Origin of the sequence: Nocardioides caricicola (genome assembly GCF_039541135.1) — a bacterium.
Classification (GTDB): Bacteria; Actinomycetota; Actinomycetes; order Propionibacteriales; family Nocardioidaceae; genus Nocardioides; species Nocardioides caricicola.
Window position 1 is genome coordinate 248,880 of record NZ_BAABFQ010000010.1, and the last position, 20,942, is coordinate 269,821.

The following is a 20,942-nucleotide window of genomic DNA, read 5'->3' on the forward strand; positions in this document are numbered from 1 at the left end:
GAAGGTCACGGTCGGGCCGTGACGTAGGGCCCTGCCCCCACCCCAGCCCGGGCAGCAGCCTGGACGTGAGCGAGCTTCCTACACCCAGAGGTCGTGGACGTCATGACGGTCACCACCGGCACCACCAGCTCCACCGGCGCCCCTCTCCCGCGCCCGGAGAAGGCCCGCTTCGGGACGGGCGCACGTGTGCTCCTCGGCGTGGTCTCCGCGCTGCTGCTGCTGACCGGCTGGGCGCTGCTGGCGGCCGGCGCGATCGCGGTCGGCGCCGACACCATGGCCCGGGACGGGAACGGCTACCTGATGAGCGACACCACCGAGTGGACCTCACCGGGGTACGCCGTGCAGTCCGACACCGTGCTGGTGCACCAGGGCCCGATGGGGTTCTCGCTGCCGCACCGCATGCTCGGACGCTTCCACGTCACCGCGGTCCCGACCGGGACCGAGGGCGTGTTCGTCGGCATCGCCTCGGCCGATGACGTCACCCACTACCTCCGCGACGTCGCGCGGACGACGATGACCGACCCGTACTCCGACGTGACGACGAGCCGGTTCGTCGACGGCGGATCCCCACGGGTCGCCCCCGCCGACGCCGACTTCTGGGTCGCCTCGACGGTCGGCGCCGGGCCCCAGGAGCTCACCTGGGACCCCCGGCCCGGCAGCTGGCGGCTGGTCGTCATGAACGCGTCCGGTACCACGCCGGTGGCGGCCGACGTCGCCGTCGGCGCCGAGGCCCCGGTCCTGAACACCGCCGGCCCGGTGCTCCTGACGACCGGCGTCGTCCTGCTCGTCGCGGCCGCGGCAGGCGGCGTGCTCTGCCTGCGCCGCTCCTGATCGTCCCACCAACCCCACCACCGAGGAGTAGTCATGAAGGCAGCAGTCGTCACCAGCTTCACCGAGCCGCTCGAGCTCCAGGACCGTCCGGTCCCCGAGCCCGGCCCGGGTGAGGTGCTGGTCCGGATCGAGGCCAGCGGCCTGTGCCACACCGACATCCACGCCGCGCACGGCGACTGGCCGGTCAAGCCTGCCCCGCCGTTCGTCCCCGGCCACGAGGGTGTCGGCATCGTGGAGCAGGTCGGGGCCGGCGTCGACGCCGCGCGGGTGGGCGAGCGCGTCGCGATCCCCTGGCTCGGCCACGCCTGCGGCCACTGCGACCACTGCGTGTCCGGCTGGGAGACCCTGTGCGAGGAGCAGCGCAACACCGGCTACTCCGTCGACGGTGGCTTCGCCGAGTACGCCGTCGCCGACGCCGACTACGTCGTCCGGGTACCGGCCGGCGTCAGTCCCCACGACGCCGCGCCTCTGACGTGCGCCGGGGTCACGACGTACAAGGCGATCAAGGTCGCGCACATCCGGCCGGCCGAGCGGGTGGCGGTCTTCGGGATCGGGGGGCTCGGGCACCTCGCGGTGCAGTACGCCCGCCTCGTCGGCGCCACCGTGATCGCCGTCGACATCGACGACCAGAAGCTCGAGCTCGCCGCCGAGCTCGGCGCGGACCACGTGATCAACGCCGGGAAGACCGACCCGGTCGCCGCGATCACCGAGCTCGGGGGCGCGGACGTCGCCGTGGTGCTCGCGGTCATCCCGCACGTGTTCGAGAGCGCGTTCGCCGCGCTGCGTCGCGGTGGCCGCCTCGTCTGCGTGGGGCTCCCGCCCGAGCAGGACGGCCCGATGAGCCTGCCGATCTTCCCGACCGTGCTCAAGGGCATCTCGGTCATCGGCTCGATCGTCGGCACCCGCCAGGACCTCGTCGAGGTCTTCGACCTGCACGCGCGGGGCCGCACCCGGGTGATCGCCGAGACGCGCAAGCTCGACGAGGTCAACGCCTCGATCGACGACGTCCTCGCCGGCCGGACGACCGCACGGATCGTGTTCGAGTTCTGACCTCCCCCGCCGCTCCCCGGTCTCCCTGTCCCGGACCGGGGAGCGGCCATGTCCGGTTCCCGGTCGGACCGGGTCCAACGCCCCTACCCGGGTCGCCGCGGCCGGCGGAGCCTGGAGGTATCGGATCTCGCAGTCAGGAGGGCGTCATGGACAACACCCAGCTCAGGATCGTCGTCGCGGTCGCCGACGCCGAGGACAGTGCGGCCGCGGTCCGCTTCGCGGTCACCGAGGCGAAGCGGCGCCACCTCCCGGTGACGCTGGTGCACGTGCTGCACCCGGTCCTCATCAGCGAGGGCAACCTGAACGCCGCCACCACCGAACCCATCGTGGTCCGGGCCCGTCAGATGCTCGCCGACCTCGAGACCCAGGTCCGTGGCGAGCTCGGAACCGAGGGATCGGTCACCAGCGAGCTCGTCGTCGGCCACCCGGGGGCGGCGCTGGCGGACGCGACCCGCGACGCCGCGCTGGCCGTGCTCCAGCCCGAGCGCATGGGCGAGCACCGGCACATCCCGACGTACTCGGTCGCCAGCGCCGTCACCGCGCGCTCCCACACGCCGGTGGTCGCCGTGCCCGCCGACTGGTCCGAGCCCGGAACCGGCCCGGTGACCGTGGGCGTCGACCTCGACGGCAGCTCGGCCACCGTGCTGCAGGCGGCGTTCGAGGAGGCGCAGGGGCGCGGCGTGGGGCTCCGCGTGGTCCACGCGTGGCGCTACAGCGAGGCGTTCGACGGTGTCGTCTTCGAGGGGGAGCGTCAGTCGCACCACTCCAGCGAGCTGGCCGACGAGATCCGCGCGCAGCTGGCGCCGCTGGAGAGGAAGTTCAGCGGCGTGCCCGTCGAGCTGTCGGTCCGGCACGGCCGGGCTGCCGACACCCTTGTGACGGAATCGGCGCTCTCGTCACTCATCGTCGTGGGCCGGCACCACACGCGCCTCAACCGACACCTCGGCTCGATCGTCCGTGCCGTGCTCCACGAGTCCCGGTGCCCCGTGCTGGTGGTCGACCCCGGCGCCTGAGCTCAGGCGTCGGCGATCGACGTGATCCAGGACTGGTGCGTCGCGCTGTTCTTGGTGATCGCGAGCAGCTCGTCCATGTGCGGCTCGAGTCCGGTGACCTTGTCGAGCGGGACGCCGACGACGAGCTGGAAGCCCAGCCCGCGCCAGGCCTGCACCGCGCGGCCGGCGAACTCCGAGTCGGCCTTCACGAAGCCCTCGTCGAGGAAGACCGGAGCGAAGCGCGGGCGGGACCGCATCTCGTCGCCGAGGCGGAAGCGCAGCGCCGAGCCGACGATGAACGCCACCAGCTCCTGGCTCTCGCCGCCGCTCTTCTCCCCCAGGGTCCGATAGGTCGCGCGCAGCTCGCCGGTGAGGTGGTCGTAGCGCTCGGCGCTGATCTCGACGTGCCGGCGTACGTCGAGCAGCCGGTCGCGGTCGGTGAGCGCTGCCGCGACTCCCCCGACCTGGCTGGGCTTGCGCAGCTGGTTCATGAACCGGCTGAGGTCGGCGAAGCGCTTCTCCATCGCGGCCTCGTCGAGGTCGGTGGTGGTGGCCGACGACAGCGCGCGCAGGTCCTTCATGAACGCCTGCACGTGGGCGGGGGCGAGCCGGCGCAGCCGGATCCGCAGCCGGTCGCCCGAGGCGCCGAACTCGAGGCGCCGCAGGATCGCGTTGATCGGGCCGAGCCGGTCCTCGATCTCCTCGATCGAGGCGGCCATCGCGCCGACGAGCGGGACGAGGTCCTGGCCGCTCCACTCGGTGAGCCGCCGGCGCCACTCGGAGCGCCGGGCGGCCAGGCCCTTGCCGCGGATCTCCTCGAGGATCCGGGCGTAGTCGGGGTAGGAGTCCGCGGTGGCGCCGAGGTTCGGTGAGTCCCACTGGAACTTGTAGACCCGGAAGACCTGGGCCAGGTCCTCGTCGACCCGGGCGATCTCGGTCTCGGCGTCGGCGACCGCGTCGCGCAGCCGCTCGGCGAGCCGCTGCGAGGTCTCGGCGAACCGGTCGAGGTCGTCGGGGTCCGCGGGCGCCGCCGCGGCCGCGAAGTCGGCGGCGAGCGCCGCCTCCTGCTCCTCGGTGAGCTCGACGTCCATCGCGTCGAGCCGGTCCTTCACGTGGTCCTCGGCGTCGACCAGCTCGGCGTGCGCGGCGTTCAGCTCGCGCTGCCGCTCCTCGACGCCGTAACGGGTGCGGCGGGTCTCCTCCAGCCGCGCGGAGAGGTCCGCGATCTGCGCCTCCAGCGCGTGCAGCTGGTCGTCGGAGCCGAGGATCTCGGAGCGGCGCCGCTCGAGGTCGGCGATCCGCCGGTCGCTGCCGTCGACGTCGAAGTCGTCGAAGCGCGCGGTCGCGACGGCGTCGTACGACGTCCGCTGCTGCTCCAGCACGCGGGCGCGGCGGTCGAGCTCGGCGGCCTCGGCCGCGATCGCGTCGAGCTGCTCGCCCGTGCTCGCGAGCTCGGCGTCGATCTCGGCGATCGCGTCGGCGTTCGAGAAGCCGATGATGCTGCGCAGGTCGTTGCGGCCGTGCGCGCCGCGGCGGCCGTTGCGGGTCTGGCCCGCCAGCGTCACCCGGAAGCCCGGGCCGGAGAGCCCGGCGGCGTCCTCGACGCAGAGCGCGTTGCGCGCCGGGTCGTCGACGTGCGCCTGCACCCAGCCGCTGAACGGCGAGTCCTGGAACAGCAGCTTGCCCGCGACCCGCTCGGGGTCGGCCGGTCCGAGGTCCGGGAGGTCGAGCTCGACGCCCTCGAACACCAGCCGGCCGCGCATCCGCAGCCCGTCGATCGCGGAGGAGAACTGCTCGAGCCGGTCCAGCGGCACCAGCATCATCCGGGCGCTGGCGCCGAGCACGGTCTCGATCGCCACCCGCCAGCGCGACTCGTCGGGCGCCACGTCGACGAGCTCGGCGACGTAGGGCAGCTCCGCGACGTCGATGCCACTCGCCTGGGCGACCTCGGCGCGCAGCTCGTGCATGCGGGCCGGCACCCGGCCGGAGCGGCTCTCCAGCGACGCGCGCTCGCGGCGCAGCTCGGACTGCCGCTCGCTGAGCGGGAACTGCCGGCGCAGCACGCCGTCGCGCTCCTGCCGGATCCGCTCCTGATCGCGCTGCCAGCCGGCCAGCCACTGCTGGGCGTGCAGCTGCAGCACGGTGAACGCCTCGACCGACATCAGGGCGGCGTCGATGTCCGGCGCCTGCGCGTCGCTCGCGTCGATCAGCGGCAGCAGCCGCTCCTGCAGCACGGTGCGGCGCGCGAGCCGGTCCTCGCGGACGACCTGCTCCTGCTCCAGCGACAGCGCCAGGGCCTGGAGGCTCGAGCCGCCGGCGGCGCGGTGCGACTCCTTGGCCGCCTCGAGGTCCATCAGCAGCGACCGCTCGGCGGACGTCGTCGCTGCGAGCTGATCGCCGTTGGTCGCACGGTCGGCCCGGTTGGTGACGACCGCGCTCTCGATCAGCCGGAGGTGGGTGCTGAGCAGCCACTTGCGCAGCGGGGTGTCACCGGCCAGCGTGACGCCGTACGAGTCCAGCTCGGCGAGCCGCCGCGTCGCGGCCACCTTGCGCTCGTGGAGGTCGGTGATCGGCGCCAGCAGCTCGAGCTTCTGCTCCTCGGTGCGCATTGCCGAGTGGGCGGTGTCGAGGTCGTCGAAGTGCTCGATCGCGCGGTCCGCTGCGGCGTACGTCGCCGGCCGCTCGAGCACCATGTCCTTGTAGAGCTCGTCGACGCTGCGGACCTGGTTGCCCGCCTGGATGCGCGCCAGCAGCCGCAGCGCCTTGGCGCCGTCGCCGTTGGCGCCGATGCCGAGCCGGGCGTGCAGCACCGCGGCGAACTCGGCGTACGTGCGGTGCACGCGGATGCCGGGGAACAGCTTCTTGAGCGTGTTCGCGTGGAACCGCTCCGGCACGGCGACCTCGAGCGCGTCCAGCGCGAGCGCGCCCTCGTGCGTGGCGAGCTGCATCTGCACGTCGCTCGAGCGGGTGGCGCGGCGGGGCACGTAGTAGGTGCGCAGCGCGGTGAAGCGCCCGCCCTGGTCGTTGACGAACGTCATCGCGATCGCGCCCCAGGTGTCGGCGCCCTTGCCGCGCAGCAGCTTCTCGACCGGCCGGCCGGTGCGCGGGTCGTCGACCACGTCGACCGCACCGCGCAGGTACGACAGCAGGTTGCGCTGCCCCTCTCCGCGGGCGCGCCCGGCGACGGCGTCGTTCGACGCGCCGTTGAACTTGGTGTCCGACGGCATCATCAGCGCGGTGTAGGCGTCGAGGATCGTGCTCTTCCCGACGCCCGAGGCACCGGAGATCATCGTCGCGTCGCCGCGCAGCGGCACCGAGGTGAGGCCGCCGAAGCCGCCCCAGTTCACCAGCTGCAGCAGGGCGGCGCGCCACTGCACGGTGTCGTCGGCCGGCGTCGCGACGTCGCTGCGCTCGAAGAGGCCGTCCGGGGAGACGTGCTCGATCTCGTCGATGGACATGCTCACTCCTCCTCGAAGAGGTCGGCGTCGTCGGACTCGACGGGTACGTCGCTCGCGTTCGCGCGGACCAACGCCTCGAGCAGCTCCTGCAGCAGCTCGAGCGGGATCAGCGACTCCACGGCCTCGCTGATCTCGAACCGCTCGTCGGTCGCGGTGCCGATCAGCAGGCCCGCCTTCACGATGCCCGCGACGGCGTTGCGTGCCCGCTTCTCGTCACCGGCGACGTCGGTCGCGTGCGGCGGGCGGAAGCTCGCGACGTAGCCGACGATGTCCTCGCGGTCGATGTACACCCGGGTGTCGCCCCCGGCGAGACCCGAGCGGAGCCGGTCGCGCAGGTGCACCAGCACCAGCGTCTCCTCGCGCGACCAGGCGGCGTCGTACAGCAGCGTCGGGAAGCGCCCGCCGGTCTCGGACGTCGCCTGCCGCTTCCACGCGACCTCGCGGACCCGGTCGACCTGGAGCTCGAGGAACAGCTCGTTGAGCCGCGAGCGCAGCAGCCGCTCGTGCTCGACCAGCACCTGCCAGTCCCGCGGGTGCGTGCGGGCGCTGACGAAGCGCTGCTTGAGCAGCGTGACCAGGGCGTGCCGCTGCGCGTACTCCAGGCCGCCCTCGTCGCCCTCGAACAGCGAGACGGAGTCGTCGGCGACGTCGGCCTCGATCTCCAGCTCGCTGTCGACGTCGAGGTCGATGTCGAGGTCCACGGTCATGCGTTCTCCAGGTCCGGGTCGGGCAGCGGGGTGCGGGGCACGGCGAAGGTGCGCCTGCTCCCGTCGGGGCGTACGGCGGCGTAGGGCTCGACGGTGTCGTCGGGGCGCCAGCCCCGGTCCGCCGCGAGGTGGAGCAGGCCGAAGATCTCGACCGGGCGGCGCAGCGACGGCTCGAAGTCGTCGAACAGCGCGCCCAGCGACGCGGCGGGGTCGAGCGAGGTGAGCGCCGCGTCCAGCCGCTCGCGCAGCGAGGCGAGCTTGGGGCCGCCCTGGGCGACCAGGTCGGCGAGCGAGACCGGCGGCGCGTCGTCCGCGTCGGGCGTGACGATCCGCTCGGGCAGCACGTCGTCGGCCGGGTCGTAGAAGCGCTCGCGCAGGTGGTCGACGGTGACCCGCGCGGGCAGCAGCGGCACGTCGTGGGAGGCGCGCGGGCCGGTGGTCGCGACCCAGGTCATCAGCTCGGACTCGACCTGGCGCAGCGTCTGCTCGAGCTCGCGGTCGCGGGCCGCGTCGTGGGAGACGATGTACTCCTTCAGCGTCGCGGTGACCCGCGACCGCTGGGCGAGCACGCGGTCGAGCCCGTCGCGCACCAGTCGCACGGTCCCGTGGAGCTCGGCGCGCTCGGCGTCGCTGAGGATCCGGTCCGACATCGGGTGCTCGAGCAGGGCGGTGAGATCCTCGCGCAGCTGGGTGACCAGCGCGTCGTCGCGCAGCAGCGCGAACGCGCCCTCGAACGCACGTCCCTCGTGGGTCGCGGTCATCAGCGCGTCGGCGCGGGCCAGGTAGTCGTCGATCACCTCGCCGGCCGGCCGGTCCTCGGCGCGGAACGCGGCCAGGATCTCGGTGCGGATCGTCGCGAAGCGCTCCTCGACCCGGGCGAAGTCGCTCGGCAGCGCCGAGATCAGCGACAGCAGCTCGGTGAACCCCTCGAGCATGTAGTCCTCGGTCGCCCCCACCAGGTCGGCGCCGTCGACCAGCCGGTCGCGCTCGGCCTGCAGCCGGGCGATCTCCTCGTTGAGGATCGTGACCCGGGCGGACCGGTCGGGGTTGGCCTCGGAGTTGAACCGCCGGACCGTCCCGAGGATCGTGGTGATCCGGTGCTCGCTGAGCGTGGCCCGGTCGCGCGCGAGGTTCTTCACCAGCTCGAGTGCCTGCTGGGCGTGCGAGGTCAGCACGTAGACCTCGTTGCCGCCCTCGTCCAGCGAGCGCACCAGCCACTGGCCGCGCATCCAGCGCTGGCAGATCTCGCGACCGGTGCCCGTGGGCACGTCCTGCTCGCCGGTACGCCGGATCTCGGCGAGGTGCTCCTCGACCTGGGTGTGCAGGCGGGCGGTGGGGATCGGCCTGTTGTTGCGCCCGAAGGCCGCGCGGAAGATCGTGATCACCACTGGCGCCTGGCGCTGGTGGAGCAGGGTCAGCGTGGGCTGCGCGAACGCGCCCTTGACGCGGGCGAGCTCGCCCCCGATCTCACTCACTGCCCGTTCCCCCCGATCGACCTGCGCTGCGACGACACCCTAGAGGGGGCCTCAGACAGGGCAGGGCGCGCCCTCGCAGCAGGGGCGGATCCACCCGCACCCGTCACAGCGCTCGTGCGAGGTCTCCCACCGCAGCATCGTTCCGCAGTTGGGGCACGGTTCGGTCAGGTCAGCCACGCTCCGACCCTAGGCCGACCGGGCGGCGTGATCGGTGCGACACGCCTTGTGCCGGAGGGGTTGCGTGACGCCCGCCACAGTCATATGTTAATCAGAATTCACATTCTCCCGGGAAAGCAGGTGGCCTCATGCCCCAGATCAACAGGCGCGGTGTCCTCACCCTCGGAGCCGCCCTCGGCCTCACCAGCGCCGCGAGCGCGGCGCTCCCGCCGGCGGCCTGGTCGTGGTCGCCGGCCGGCTCCGTGCTCGGCACCGGCAGCGGCGTCGACCCGCAGTGGGTCTGGGACGACACGATCGACCGGATCATGGCCTCGGTCATCCAGAACGGTCAGGTGCCGGCGGTCAACGAGGCGATCCTCCCCCGGGTCGACAACAACGACCCGCTGCCCACCGGCCTGCCGCCGGAGCTCTCGGCGTACCTCGGCGATGCGGTGAAGATGCCGGCCTGGGCGGACATGACCAAGCTGCGCCGCGCCGCCGACTTCAACCGGCGCAAGGACACCTACCTGTTCTTCATCTACGGACTGGGCGGCGGGATCATGAGCACCGTCATCCCGCGCGAGGCCAAGTCGGTCTACTGGTCCAAGGGTGGCGCCGACATGCAGGACCGCGCCGCGAAGACGTTCAGCTTCGGCTACGACCTCAGCGACCTCAACGCGTTCGAGCCCAGCGGGCAGTTCGTGGTGACCTCCAACAAGACGCGGATGGTGCACGCGGCCGTCCGCCACCTGCTCCCCCAGTCGCCGTACTGGAAGGCCGTGGCCGAGGAGCAGATCCCGATCAGCAACGCCGACATCCTCGTCACCTTCCACAGCACCGGCACCTTCGCGCACAAGAAGATGAAGGACTGGGGCGTGCGCATGTCCGCGGCCGACGAGGAGGCCTTCCTGCACTCGTGGCAGGTGGCGCTGCACTTCCTCGGCGTGCGCGACGAGTACATCCCGGCGACCTGGGCGGCGGCGCACGCCCAGTCGGCCCAGGTGCTGACCCCGATCCTCGCGGTGACGCCCGAGGGCCGCGAGCTCGCCGAGGTCCTGCTCGGCCTGACCGCGCAGGTCGACCTCGGCGTCACCCGCGGGTTCCTCAACGAGTTCGTGCGCTACACGCTCGGCAACGAGATCGCCGACTGGCTCGAGCTCAGGCGCGACTACGCCTCCGCCGCGACGATCCGCGTGGGCTGGCCGGCGTACATCGCTTTCCGCGAGGGCCTGATCCCCGTGGCGCCGGCGGGGTTCTACGTCTTCGACCAGCTCCTGCGCGCGCTCGCCATGGCCTTCCTCAACCGCGGGCAGGACGGGCAGACGACGCCGATCACGATCCCGGACATGAACCGGCCGGGGGTCTGAGGACGGCGAGGAGCAGCGACTGCACGGCACCCCGGTTCTCCGGGGTGTCCTGCCACCGCAGCCGGCGACCGGCCTCCACCACGGCCCCGAGACCCGCGTGCACGAGCACCCGCGCGCGGGCGTGGTCCAGCTCGGGGCGTACGGCGACCAGCCGCTGCTCCCACACCGCGAGGTGGTCGCGCTGCGCCGCGACCACCGGCCGCTGCTGGGCGGGCGGCAGGCCGACGATCTCCGCCTCGGCGACGCTCGTCAGGTCGCGGTGCTCGAAGCTGTAGTCGACGTACACCGCCGCGAGCGCCTCGATCGAGTCGCCGGCCTCGGCCACCGCCTGGTCGAGCAGTGCCGCGGCCTGCAGGCAGGCGGCGGCCAGGATGTCGACCTTCGCCGGGAAGTGCCGGTAGATCGCGGACGTCGCGATGCCGACCGCGTCCGCGACCTGCCCGAGCGTGACCTCGTGGAAGCCGTCGCGCGCGAACAGCGGGATCGCCGCCGCCAGGATCTGCTCGCGGCGCTTGCGCGGCTCCGGCGCGGTCGGAACGGTCGCGGGCGCGGCGGCGACCGACCGCGCGTGGGCGGCGCCGAGCGCCGCGGAGACCAGGACCTCCTCCGCCCGGCGCGGGGACACCCGGGTGCGGTGCATGGTGATCGAGCCGATCGCGCCCAGCGCGGCGACCGCGCGCAGGTGGGCGTCGAGCGGCGCCGGCTCCACCGCGCCCGCGACCCGGTCCACGACGTGCTCGAACTTGCCGCGCAGCACCTGCCGGTCGTCGGGCTGGAGGTAGCGCGCCTCCCAGCGGTACACCCCACCGGTGCTCCGGTGCGCGATCGTCACCCGCGCGGCCGCCCGGAGCAGGTCCTCGATGCCGGCGTCGTCCGGCTGCGCGTCGAGCGCCTCGACCAGCCCGTCGGCCATGAAGCCCGCACACTCGGCGAACAGCTCGTACTTGTTGGAGAAGTGCCGGTAGAGCGCTGGCGCCGTGATCCCGACCCGGGCGGCGATCTCCTCCAGCGACGCAGCGTGGTAGCCGCGCTCGTTGAAGACGTGTCCGGCGGCGTCGACGATGAGCTGGCGGCGGTTGCGGGGCCTCGTCGACATGGGCTCAGTCAACCAGCGTGTTAGATGGGAAGCGATGACACTCCACTACCCCGAGCTCGCCGAGCGGGTCGCCAGCCAGGGCGAGCTGCAGCCGGCGATGTACAGCGGCGTCGACCTCACCGCGACGCCGTACCGGTTCACGGTCGACCCGGAGGTGAGGTCGTCGCTGCCGCGCTGGGTCGCCGACCGCGACGACCTGCTCCAGGACGATGCGACCGTCGAGCTGATGCGCACCGCCACGATGCTGGGCGACGTCGTCGCCGACCCCTACGCCGCCCTGCTGGACACCTACGGCACCAAGCGGCTCATCGAGATGCTCACCCAGGCCTGCCGCGAAGGCGTCGACGCCGTGCCGGACGCTCCCGAGGAGCTGCGCGCGTTCATCGCCGCGATGGAGGTGAAGCCGGACTGGCTCGACATGGAGCTCGTCGAGGAGGGCGCGCGGAGCTCCCGCGTGAGCGCGGCCTTCCTCGCGCCGTTCCTGACGCGCGGCGCGTTCCTCGCGACGTTCATCAACACCTACGCCGCGCTCCCGATGGCGCTGACCGGCGCGCTCTCCGACCGGCGCGCGGCGCGCCGGGTCACCGAGACCACCAGCTTCTTCGCGGTCACCACGCTGCCGGGGGCGCTCGACCGGTACGGCATCGGCTTCGAGACCACCGCCCACGTGCGGCTGATGCACTCGGTGGTGCGCTTCAACGCCCTGCGCCGCTCGGCGAAGTGGGACCAGGACGTGTACGGCGTGCCGGTCCCCCAGGTCGACCAGATGCCGGCCGGAATGATCAACATCTACCTCCTCGCTGCGGGCGCGGTGCGCGAGGGCCGCACCGCGTGGACTCCGCGCGAGCGCGCGATCCACGAGTTCGTGCGGTACCGCTGCTTCCTCATGGGGCTTCCCGAGGATCTGCTGCCCAGCGACCCGGAGGGCATCGTCCGGGTCTTCCACGCCCGCGCGGCGACGCTGCGCTACGACTTCGACGACGCGATCTGCGGCGAGCTGGTGCGCTCCACCCTCGCCGCGTACCTGCGACCGGACCGCACCTGGCACGACCGGGTCGCCGACCGGGTCGAGAAGGCGTGGAGCAAGACGTTCTTCACCCGCAGCTTCGGTCGCGGCGACGGCGCGGCTGCGGAGATGGGCGTCCACCTCGACCGGCTCGACCAGGCGCTGGTCGTCGCGACCACGCCGTACGTGCTCGGCCGGTTCGCGCTGATGGCGCGGGCCACGGCACCCGGCAGCCCGGTGCAGCACGTCGCCGACGCCTACACCCTGCGCGTGCTCCGCAAGGCGCTCGCGACGTACGGCGTCACCGAGGCGATGACCGAGGCGCACGGCCAGATCTCCCACTGAGGGGCGGCGCGGGGGTGGCGCGTCGTCACAGGTTCACCATGGTCTCCAGGTGAACCGGCACCTCCCACGGCCTGCACACCATGGGAAGTGCAGTTCGACTGCATACCGTGGTGAACCTGAGGCGGCCGCGATTTCACACCGACCCTCAGGTCGGACCCCCTTCGTGCCGATGTGGAACGGCAACAAGGAGGTATCCCATGCTCACTCTCGCCATCATCGCGGTCGCGCTGGCCAGCTCGTACGTCGTCCTCGGCTGGGCTCCACGCCGCTTCAGCAGCTGACCCCGCTCACCCCACCGCCACGGAAGCCGTGAGGCTGCCGATCCCCTCGACCTCCATGGTCACCACGTCGCCCGGCTCGAGCGGCGGCGGTGTCTGCTGCCCGCTCCTCCCCCAGAGCTCGGCCAGGCAGCCACCCCCACCGGTCGTGCCGGACGCGAGCAGGTCGCCCGCGACCACGACGGAGTCGCGCGACGCGTAGGCGATCATCTGCGCGAACGTCCAGTTCATGTGGGACAGCCGGTCCTGGCCGACCAGGCTCCCGTTCACCGAGACGCGGCAGTCCAGGTCGAGCGACGGCAGCTCGTCGGCGGTCACGATCCACGGGCCGAGGGACGTCGCGAAGTCCTTGCCCTTCGCGGGCCCGAGGCCGACCTGCATCTCGCGGGACTGGAGGTCGCGCGCGGACCAGTCGTTGACGATCGTGTAGCCGAAGATCGCCGCCCCGGCCTCCCGCTCGGTCAGCGACGTGCCGCCCGCGCCGAGCACGACGCCGACCTCGAGCTCGAAGTCCAGTGCCCGGGAGCTGGCCGGCCGCGGGATCGGGGCGCCCGGACCGTACAGCGCGTGCGGGTTGGTGAAGTAGAACGTCGGCGCGTCGTACCACGCCGCGGGCACGCCGGAGGCGTTGTCGACGCTGCGCCGCACCCCCTCGACGTGGCTCTCGAACGTCACGAAGTCGCGCACGGAGGCCGGGCGATAGGGCAGCAGCAGGTCCTCCTCGGCGTACGGGACGGGCTCGCTGGCCAGCGCCGTCGCGCCGACCTCGAGCGCGCGGTCCAGGCCCAGCGTGACCAGGTCACCCACCGGCATCGGCAGCAGGTGGGCGCCGGCCTCCGAGATGACGGCAGCACCCTGCCGCAGGCTCGCGATGCGCATCAGCCGAGGACCGATCCGCCGCCGTCGACCACGAGGTTGGTGCCGCTGATCCACGCGGACTCGTCCGAGGCCAGGAACACCGCGGCGTTGACGACGTCCTCGGCCTGCCCGTGCCGTCCGAGCGGGATGCGGTCGAGCACGACCCGGCGCATGCGGTCGGGTGGGTCGGCCAGCAGCGGCGCGGTGTTGGGCGTCTCCACGAGCCCGGGGCTGATCACGTTCGCCCGGATGCCGTGCGGTCCGCCCTCCACGACCAGCTGGAGGGTCAGTGCGATCACGCCGCCTTTCGCGGTGCTGTGCGCGTTCTGCGGCATGAACTCCACGCCCCGGATCGCGGCGATCGAGCCGACGTTGATGATCGAGCCGCCGCCGTGCGCCTTGAGGTGCGGCCATGCGGCCCGGACCGTGTAGAAGACGAGGTCGAGCTCGTTGCGCATCGTGAAGTCCCAGTCCTCGACGGCGAGCTCTTCCAGCGGCGCGAACCGCTGGGTGGAGGCGTTGTTGTAGAGGACGTCGATGCCGCCGTACGTCGCGACCGCCGCGTCGACCCAGGCCCGGGCCGACTCCGCGTCCCCGAGGTCGACGCCGCCCGTCACGGTGATCTCGCCGCCCTCGGCGCGCACGAGCTCCTCGGTCGCGGCCGCGCCGGCCTCGTCGAGGTCGCAGCCCACGACCCGCGCCCCCTCGGCGGCGAACCGCCGCGCCGCGGCGACGCCCATCCCGCCACCGACGCCGGTGATCAGCGCGATCTTGCCTGCCAGCCGCTCACTCACGCGCCACAGTCTGGCGCGGCCCGCGGCCACGCAGAACCGGCGCCGAACGGATGCCAGGCATCAGCCGGACGCCGCGGCCGACCTCAGCGCCTCGTCGACCGGCGTGCCGTGCCGGCGCAGCAGCGTGAGCCGGCGGCCGCGGGCGCCGGCGGCCGTCCGCACCTCGACCAGGTGCCGCGCGGCCGACTCCGACAGCTCGGTCACGGCGGTGAGGTCCACCATCAGGTGGCCCTCCGACCGCTCCACGAAGCGGGCGACGGCCTCCCGGAGGTCGGCCAGGTCATCGTCGAGGACGTCACCGGCGAGCCGCAGGCGCCGGGACTCGGTCTCGTAGTGGACATGAGGCATCGCTTCCTCCTCCCAGACTGACGATGACCGGTACCCCGGGCCCGGATCTTCACCCCCAGGGGCGGGGTCATTCCCGCCGGGCGGGCGTACCGTCGAAGATGACCGCGAGCTTCTCGTGACCCGTCGACCAAGACGTCTCCGTTCCGGTTTCACCACCGATGCTCCACCCGGGGGGTGTCCGATGGACCATGTCACCGGCAATGCGGTCGTCTGCACCGCGCCGCCGTTCGCGCTCGTGCTCGTGTCCGGCGAGCTGGACCTGTCGACCGCGCCGATGCTGGCCACGCGGTTCCACGAGGCGGCCGCGGCCGGGTGCCGCTCGTTCCGGGTCGACCTCGGCGCCGTCCGCTTCTGCGACGTGTCGACGGCTCGGGTCCTGGCCCAGGTCGACCGCAGCATGCGGCTCACCGGCGGCTCGCTGCGGATCGTGGCGGCCTCCGCATGCGTGCGCCGGGTGCTCCGGCTCGTGGGCCAGACCCACCTGATCGAGGGCGAGGAGCGGGTCCTGACCCCGCAGCCCGCCTGAGGTCGGTCAGCTGTTCCTAGCCGCGCGCGGGCGCCCGCAGCACGCCCAACGCGCGGAGCAGGTCGGCCGCGTCGAAGGCCTCGCCGGGGGCCACGGCGCCGGTCGCGCGGGAGCGGCCGTCGAGCAGCCGGAGTGCCCCCTCGACGACGATCGGCGCGCTGATCGCGTAGATGTCCTGACCGGCGGCGGAGAGCCGGCGGACCTCGGAGCCGCGGCGGACGGCCACGTCGACGACGAACTGCTGCGCCGACCGGCCCGCCTCGTCGACGGCCGCCGGTTCCGGGGTGTCCGTGGCGCGCAGCTCGGCGAGCGGCGCCGCGTTGAGGTACGACGTCAGCGTGCCCACCCGCAGGTGCCGGTCGATCGTGAGCACCTCCGAGAACGGCAGCTCCACGACCTCCTGGTCGCCGAGCGGGGCGCCGTACGACCAGGTGCCGGTGGGCGCGGGAGCGGTCAGCGGGACCAGGGCGCCGTCGCGAATGACCAGCCGGGGCGCGGTGTTGCGCGCTCCGGTGACGCGGGTGCCGGCGGTCGGCCACCAACGGTCGAGGCCGATGGCGACCGTGACCTCGTCGGCACCGGTCTCCCCGTCGAGCGCGGCGGTCACCAGCAGGTCCGCGAGCCCGCCGTAGAACGCCATCGCGGGTACGACGGCGACGCCGGCCGCGCGGGCCTCGTCGTGGGTCGCGCGGTAGACCTCCTGGACGGCCGGCTGCTCGGCGGTGACGTCGAGGTAGTGCGCGCCCGCGGCGACCGCCGCGCGGGCCAGCGGGGCCGCCGTGTCGAGGAACGGACCGGCGGCGTTGACGACGGCACCGACGCCGGACAGATCGGGGTGGTCGACGGCGAAGGCCCGCCGCTCGAGGTCGGGGAAGAGGCCGGCGAGGCGCTCGGCGCTGCGGCCGGCGACCACGGGCGTCAGCCCGCGCCGCAGCAGCTCGTCGACGACGAAGCGCCCCGTGTGACCGGTGGCGCCATAGACCAGGGCTCGTGTGTTCATGGGCCAAGCCTGGAGTCTCGCGCCGCGGAGAACGAGCGTCCGAAACGACGCTGTGCGTACACTTTCGGACATGCCCCGGGTCGCGCTCGTCCTGCACGCCACCGCGATGCTCTACGAGACCGCCATCGCCGCGGAGATCTTCGACCTCGACGACTACGACCTCGTGGTGGCCACCGCGGACGGCAGCCCCCACCACTGGCTGCCCGACCTGCCGACCGCACCGTTCCGCACGATCGCCGACGCCGACACCGTGGTCGTGCCGTCCGCCGACGAGCTGGACGCCGACCTGGATCCCGACCTCCTCGCCGCGCTCCGGGAGGCGCACCGGCGGGGCGTACGGATCGCGTCGCTGTGCACGGGCGCCTACGTGCTCGCGGCGGCCGGGCTGCTCGACGGCCGGAGGGCGACCACCCACTGGCTGCACGCCGAGGACCTGGCCCGCAAGTACCCGCGGGTCGACGTCCGCTCCGACGTGCTCTACATCGACGAGGGCGACGTGCTGACGTCGGCGGGCAAGACCGCGGCACTGGACCTGTGCATCCACCTCGTCCGCCGTGACCTCGGCGCCGCGGCGGCCAACGCGGTCGCCCGGCACCTGGTGATGCCCGCGCACCGCACCGGCGGACAGGCGCAGTTCATCGCCGCACCGGCCGAGCCGCGGACGCCCGGCGGCCTCGCCCCGACGCTCGAGTGGGCGCGCGCCCGGCTCGACCAGCCGCTGACCGTGGGCGACCTCGCTCAGCACGCCGGGCTCAGCACCCGCCAGCTCGCCCGCCGGATGCACGCCGAGCTGCAGTCCGGGCCGCTCGACTGGCTGCACCAGCAGCGGATCGTGCGCGCCCAGGAGCTCCTCGAGCGCACCGACGCGTCGGTCGAGCAGGTCGCCGCCAGCTGCGGAATGGGTACGGCGACCACCCTGCGCCGGCACTTCCACCGCGCGGTCGGTGTCACGCCGACGGCGTACCGCTCGACGTTCCGCGTCGCCTAGGGGCCGGCCTTCCGGGATAGTCCCTAACGTTTTGGCTGTTCGGACCGGCGTGTCGGCAGCCACATCGTGAGGGACTGTCCCTGGACCGCGCCTAGGCCTCCATCGCCGGGAGCGTCACGACCTGCCCGGCATAGCTGAGTCCCGCTCCGAACGCGATCAGCAGAGCGGTGTCGCCGGGCTTCGCCTCGCCGCCGCGCAGCAGCGCCTCGATGGCGAGCGGGACCGAGGCGGCCGAGGTGTTGCCGGCGTCCTGGACGTCGCGCGCGATCACGATGCCCTCGGGCAGCTTGAGGTTGCGGGCCAGGGTCTCGGTGATCCGCAGGTTCGCCTGGTGCGGGACGAACACGTCGAGGTCGGTCAGCTCGAGGCCGGCCTCGCTGACCGCCTCGCGGGCGACGTCGGCCATCGCGAACGGCGCCCAGCGGAACACCTGGGTGCCCTCCATCTGCACGACCAGCGAGTGCTCGGAGTCCAGCTCGTTGCACCGCATCGACTGGGTGATCACGTGCGACTGCGATCCGTCCGAGCCCCACGCGACCGGGCCGATGCCAGGCTCGTCGGCAGCGCCGACGACGACCGCGCCGGCGCCGTCGGCGAAGATGAACGCGGTCCCCCGGTCGGTGGGGTCCAAGAACATGCTGAGCTTCTCGACGCCGATCACGAGGACGTGCCGGGCCGTCCCGCCGCGGACCAGGTCCGAGGCCACCGACAACGCATGACAGAAACCGGCGCAACCCGCGGAGACGTCGAACGCCGCCGCCTTGGAGCCGAGCCGGTCGGCGACCAGCGGGGCCGCGGCCGGGGTGTGCTGCGCGTGCGTCGAGGTTGCGACGATCACGGTGCCGATGTCGGCGATGGCCACACCGGACGCCGCGAGCGCCCGCTCGCCCGCGATCGTGGCCATGTCGACGAGCGACTCGTGCTCGCCGGCGTACCGACGCGTGCGGATGCCCGAGCGGGTCTGGATCCACTCGTCGTTCGAGTCGAGCACCTCGCAGACCTCGTCGTTCGTGACGAGTCGCTCCGGCCGGTACACCCCGAGCCCGAGCATCGCCGTCGCCGCGGGACCCTGCCGCTGTCCGATCGTCGCCATCGTCTTCTCCCTCTACTCGTACGCCAGCCGGCACCGGGACAGGAACGCCTCCGGGCTCCGGCTCTCCAACAGCTCCACCAGCACCCCGTCCGCCGTGGTGCCGTAGCAGACCGCGGCGATCCCTCCACTGGACTCGGTGACGTCGTGGTGCCACCTCACATCCTGCATCCCCCGCCGGACGTCGGCGATGCCGGCGACGTCGAGGCAGAGGTGGTTCACGCCGAGGTCGACCGGCCGGGCCGGATCGGCGTCCGCGCCGCCGACGACGGTCACCGCGACCGGGCCGGGCACCGCCGGCCAGGTGCGTACGCCGGGGTCCGGCACGCGGACCGTGACGCCGACCAGGCCGGCCGGCCCCTCACCCGCCGCGACCAGCTCCACCGGGGTGCCGTCGGGGCAGTGGACCCGGCCCCGGCGTCCGTCGCGGACCGCCCACACCAGTGCCGCGACGCCCGGTGCACCGCTCGGCCGCACCGCCGGCGCCGGTGACGCGAACGCGAACAGCTCGAGGAACGCGGCGTCGGTGCGCAGGAGCGCGACCTCGGCCGAGGTGCCCTCGGTCGCCAGCGACTCGTCCGCCGGGGCGGTACCGACCGGCCAGCCGAAGCCGCCGTGGTCGAGCGCCCCGAGCTCGTCGATCCAGAACGCGCGCGCACGCGCGAGGTCCGCGACACTCACCCCGACGTGGTTGAGGGCGACGACTCCTGTGTCCGGCACGCGCCGCAACCTACTCCCCTACGCGGCCGCGACCTCGTCCGGCACGACGGCGACGGCGACCGTCATCAGCAGCGCCAGCGCCAGCAGCTCGCGGAACGTGCCCTCGGCGTCGTAGGCGAGGAACACCTCAGAGCCGACGATGAACGCGACCCAGACCCCGATGTTCCACGCAAGCGCCTGGTACGCCTCCACCGCGCCGGTGCCGGCGCCGCGGTAGCGCAGCAGCGCGCGGACGAAGAGGACCGCGCCGGTCGCCTCGATCGCCAGCGCCCCGAGCACGACCACCTCGTCGAGCCAGCCGGGCGCGTCGTAGACCGCGACCACGGACTCGACGTAGCCGGTGTTGTGGGAGTTGAGGAAGGTCCAGTCGGTGGTGGCCGCGGACACGAGGTTCACGAGGTTGGTGAGGGCGACGACCCCGAGGAACACCGCGCCGAACAGGAGGACCAGCTGCTTGAGGCGCAGCCCGACAGAGGAGGACATGGGCGCATCCTCGCGAAATCGCCGAGGCGGGGCGACCCCCCGGTCCGCCCCGCCTCGACTCAACCCCCCACGGGTAGATCAGAAGGTGCCGTACTTCGTCGACGTCGCCGGACACGTGATGGAGACCGTGGCCACGCCTCCGGTCCAGCGGTGGATGCTGGGCTGGATCCGCACGGTCCACGTCGTGCTGACGCTGTCGGTGCCCTTCCAGCCGTTCAGCGTCACGTTCGTGGACGGCGTCGACGCGCTGTCGCGGACCGTGCTGCCCTGGACCAGCGTGTAGGCGTACGTCGCGCCGGCGGGGCCGCGGTCCTCGAAGCCGTCGATGGTCACCCAGATGGTCTCGAGCGAGCTCGTGCGGGTGCACAGGTAGCTCCCGCTGAGGCCGGTCGGCGTCTCCATCCGGTCGGTGCCCACGGTCTGGCCGGCCGTCTGCGCCGAGGTGAACTTGGCGCTGGCCACCGCCGGGACCGCGATGAGGCAGAGCGCGACGAGGATGACCGTGACCGCGCGGCGGCTCAGGTCGGTCCAGGTCTGCGTCGTGCTCACGGAAGCAACTCTGTCGTGCGGGTTTCAAGCACCCCTGGAGGAAATCTCAAGAAATCCGCAAGACGTGGGGCATCATGGGGCCATGAGTACCGACTCGGGTCACGACCGGAAGGCACTGGTCGTCGAGGACGACGAGGACATCCGCGCCCTCATCGAGTTCACCCTGAGCACCCAGGGCTTCGACGTGACCACGGTCGAGTCCGGCCTGGCAGGCGTGGAGGCCGTCGCCGAGGTGCAGCCGGACCTGATCACGCTCGACATCGGCCTGCCCGGCATCGACGGCATCGAGGCGTGCCGCCGGATCCGGATGATCAGCGACGCGTACGTCGTGATGATCACCTCGCGTGACGACGAGATCGACCGGCTGCTCGGCCTCGAGACGGGAGCGGACGACTTCATCGCCAAGCCGTTCAGCGCCCGCGAGCTCAAGGCCCGCGTGAACGCGATGTTCCGCCGGCCACGCACCGGCGGCCCGAGCACCCCGGCCGCGGCCGACGCGCCGGTCACCGACGGGCACGAGGTCCTCGAGCACGGCGTCCTGCGCGTCGACGTGGACGGGCGCCGGGCGTTCCGTGACGGCGAGGAGCTGGTGCTCACCCGCACCGAGTTCGACCTGCTCACCGAGCTGATGCGCGCGCCGGCGCGGGTGTGGTCGCGCGAGTCGCTGCTGCGGTCGGTCTGGGGCACGGAGTGGGCCTCGGACACACACCTGGTCGAGGTCCACATCGGCAACCTGCGCCGCAAGCTGGGTGAGACGAAGGGCTCGGTGCGCTACATCCGCACCGTGCGCGGGGTCGGCTACCGGATGGAGCTGCCCGCCTGACG

At 72.8% G+C, this 20,942-nt stretch carries 20 protein-coding genes; 8 read left to right on the top strand and 12 right to left on the bottom strand.

Annotated elements, in window-relative coordinates:
• Nucleotides 1–93: 93 nt before the first annotated feature.
• From ABD875_RS22065 to ABD875_RS22075, 3 genes are all read left to right on the top strand, one after another.
• The gene (locus ABD875_RS22065; RefSeq protein ID WP_345182399.1) at nucleotides 94–831 is read left to right on the top strand and encodes a hypothetical protein; all 738 of its coding nucleotides are present in this window, start codon (nucleotides 94–96) and stop codon (nucleotides 829–831) included.
• 33 nt (nucleotides 832–864) lie between these two features.
• A complete protein-coding gene (gene adhP, locus ABD875_RS22070) occupies nucleotides 865–1,881 on the top strand; it encodes an alcohol dehydrogenase AdhP (RefSeq protein ID WP_345182401.1) in 1,017 nt (338 codons plus the stop codon).
• Nucleotides 1,882–2,027: 146 nt separating this feature from the next.
• Complete coding sequence (locus tag ABD875_RS22075) at nucleotides 2,028–2,894, top strand: universal stress protein (RefSeq protein ID WP_345182402.1); 867 nt, start codon at nucleotides 2,028–2,030, stop codon at nucleotides 2,892–2,894.
• Nucleotides 2,895–2,896: 2 nt separating this feature from the next.
• On the opposite strand, the gene ABD875_RS22080 is transcribed toward ABD875_RS22075, so the two are convergent.
• From ABD875_RS22080 to ABD875_RS22090, 3 genes are read right to left on the bottom strand one after another with little or no spacing between them, the layout of a single operon-like run.
• Nucleotides 2,897–6,331: an ATP-binding protein gene (locus ABD875_RS22080; protein WP_345182403.1), complete on the bottom strand. Its 3,435-nt coding sequence runs from the start codon at nucleotides 6,329–6,331 to the stop codon at nucleotides 2,897–2,899.
• 2 nt (nucleotides 6,332–6,333) lie between these two features.
• Nucleotides 6,334–7,038, bottom strand: coding sequence for a DUF4194 domain-containing protein (locus ABD875_RS22085; RefSeq protein WP_345182404.1), 705 nt, complete (start codon nucleotides 7,036–7,038; stop codon nucleotides 6,334–6,336).
• On the bottom strand, nucleotides 7,035–8,513 hold the full coding sequence (locus tag ABD875_RS22090; protein ID WP_345182406.1) for a DUF3375 domain-containing protein: 1,479 nt from the start codon (nucleotides 8,511–8,513) through the stop codon (nucleotides 7,035–7,037). The genes ABD875_RS22085 and ABD875_RS22090 overlap by 4 nt, the downstream gene beginning before the upstream one ends.
• Before the next feature lie 305 nt (nucleotides 8,514–8,818).
• Here ABD875_RS22090 and ABD875_RS22095 point away from each other — a divergent pair, with 305 nt between their 5' ends.
• On the top strand, nucleotides 8,819–10,036 hold the full coding sequence (locus ABD875_RS22095; RefSeq protein WP_345182408.1) for an oxygenase MpaB family protein: 1,218 nt from the start codon (nucleotides 8,819–8,821) through the stop codon (nucleotides 10,034–10,036).
• Here ABD875_RS22095 and ABD875_RS22100 read toward each other — a convergent pair.
• Nucleotides 10,002–11,132 (bottom strand): TetR/AcrR family transcriptional regulator, encoded by a 1,131-nt coding sequence (locus ABD875_RS22100; RefSeq protein ID WP_345182409.1) that lies wholly within the window; start codon nucleotides 11,130–11,132, stop codon nucleotides 10,002–10,004. The two genes, ABD875_RS22095 and ABD875_RS22100, sit on opposite strands and share 35 nt — an antisense overlap.
• Nucleotides 11,133–11,166: 34 nt before the next feature.
• Here ABD875_RS22100 and ABD875_RS22105 point away from each other — a divergent pair, with 34 nt between their 5' ends.
• The gene (locus ABD875_RS22105; RefSeq protein WP_345182411.1) at nucleotides 11,167–12,483 is read left to right on the top strand and encodes an oxygenase MpaB family protein; all 1,317 of its coding nucleotides are present in this window, start codon (nucleotides 11,167–11,169) and stop codon (nucleotides 12,481–12,483) included.
• 287 nt (nucleotides 12,484–12,770) lie between these two features.
• On the opposite strand, the gene ABD875_RS22110 is transcribed toward ABD875_RS22105, so the two are convergent.
• Genes ABD875_RS22110 through ABD875_RS22120 form a run of 3 tightly spaced genes read right to left on the bottom strand, consistent with a single transcriptional unit; the run spans nucleotide 12,771 to nucleotide 14,761 of the window.
• Nucleotides 12,771–13,640 (bottom strand): fumarylacetoacetate hydrolase family protein, encoded by an 870-nt coding sequence (locus ABD875_RS22110; RefSeq protein WP_345182413.1) that lies wholly within the window; start codon nucleotides 13,638–13,640, stop codon nucleotides 12,771–12,773.
• The gene (locus tag ABD875_RS22115) at nucleotides 13,640–14,413 is read right to left on the bottom strand and encodes an SDR family NAD(P)-dependent oxidoreductase (RefSeq protein ID WP_345182415.1); all 774 of its coding nucleotides are present in this window, start codon (nucleotides 14,411–14,413) and stop codon (nucleotides 13,640–13,642) included. The genes ABD875_RS22110 and ABD875_RS22115 overlap by 1 nt, the downstream gene beginning before the upstream one ends.
• 60 nt (nucleotides 14,414–14,473) lie before the next feature.
• Nucleotides 14,474–14,761 carry an STAS domain-containing protein gene (locus tag ABD875_RS22120; protein ID WP_345182417.1) on the bottom strand — a complete coding sequence of 96 codons (288 nt, stop codon included), beginning with the start codon at nucleotides 14,759–14,761 and terminating at the stop codon, nucleotides 14,474–14,476.
• A gap of 181 nt (nucleotides 14,762–14,942) precedes the next feature.
• On the opposite strand from ABD875_RS22120, the gene ABD875_RS22125 reads away from it, so the two are divergent.
• On the top strand, nucleotides 14,943–15,287 hold the full coding sequence (locus ABD875_RS22125) for an STAS domain-containing protein (RefSeq protein ID WP_345182419.1): 345 nt from the start codon (nucleotides 14,943–14,945) through the stop codon (nucleotides 15,285–15,287).
• 16 nt (nucleotides 15,288–15,303) lie between these two features.
• On the opposite strand, the gene ABD875_RS22130 is transcribed toward ABD875_RS22125, so the two are convergent.
• Nucleotides 15,304–16,287 carry a saccharopine dehydrogenase NADP-binding domain-containing protein gene (locus tag ABD875_RS22130; protein ID WP_345182421.1) on the bottom strand — a complete coding sequence of 328 codons (984 nt, stop codon included), beginning with the start codon at nucleotides 16,285–16,287 and terminating at the stop codon, nucleotides 15,304–15,306.
• Nucleotides 16,288–16,357: 70 nt separating this feature from the next.
• Here ABD875_RS22130 and ABD875_RS22135 point away from each other — a divergent pair, with 70 nt between their 5' ends.
• On the top strand, nucleotides 16,358–17,275 hold the full coding sequence (locus ABD875_RS22135; protein WP_345182422.1) for a GlxA family transcriptional regulator: 918 nt from the start codon (nucleotides 16,358–16,360) through the stop codon (nucleotides 17,273–17,275).
• A gap of 91 nt (nucleotides 17,276–17,366) precedes the next feature.
• Here the strand turns inward: ABD875_RS22135 and ABD875_RS22140 are convergent, their stop codons facing one another.
• The 4 genes from ABD875_RS22140 to ABD875_RS22155 form a co-directional block, all read right to left on the bottom strand.
• Entirely contained in the window at nucleotides 17,367–18,368 is a 1,002-nt protein-coding gene (locus tag ABD875_RS22140) for a beta-ketoacyl-ACP synthase III (RefSeq protein ID WP_345182424.1), read from the bottom strand.
• Nucleotides 18,369–18,380: 12 nt separating this feature from the next.
• Nucleotides 18,381–19,085, bottom strand: a complete 705-nt coding sequence (locus ABD875_RS22145; RefSeq protein ID WP_345182426.1) for a VOC family protein — start codon at nucleotides 19,083–19,085, stop codon at nucleotides 18,381–18,383.
• Nucleotides 19,086–19,103: 18 nt separating this feature from the next.
• The gene (locus tag ABD875_RS22150) at nucleotides 19,104–19,568 is read right to left on the bottom strand and encodes a hypothetical protein (protein WP_345182428.1); all 465 of its coding nucleotides are present in this window, start codon (nucleotides 19,566–19,568) and stop codon (nucleotides 19,104–19,106) included.
• Nucleotides 19,569–19,646: 78 nt separating this feature from the next.
• Nucleotides 19,647–20,117 carry a hypothetical protein gene (locus ABD875_RS22155; RefSeq protein WP_345182430.1) on the bottom strand — a complete coding sequence of 157 codons (471 nt, stop codon included), beginning with the start codon at nucleotides 20,115–20,117 and terminating at the stop codon, nucleotides 19,647–19,649.
• 82 nt (nucleotides 20,118–20,199) lie between these two features.
• Here ABD875_RS22155 and ABD875_RS22160 point away from each other — a divergent pair, with 82 nt between their 5' ends.
• Nucleotides 20,200–20,940: a response regulator transcription factor gene (locus ABD875_RS22160; RefSeq protein ID WP_345182432.1), complete on the top strand. Its 741-nt coding sequence runs from the start codon at nucleotides 20,200–20,202 to the stop codon at nucleotides 20,938–20,940.
• The last annotated feature ends 2 nt before the right edge of the window (nucleotides 20,941–20,942 follow it).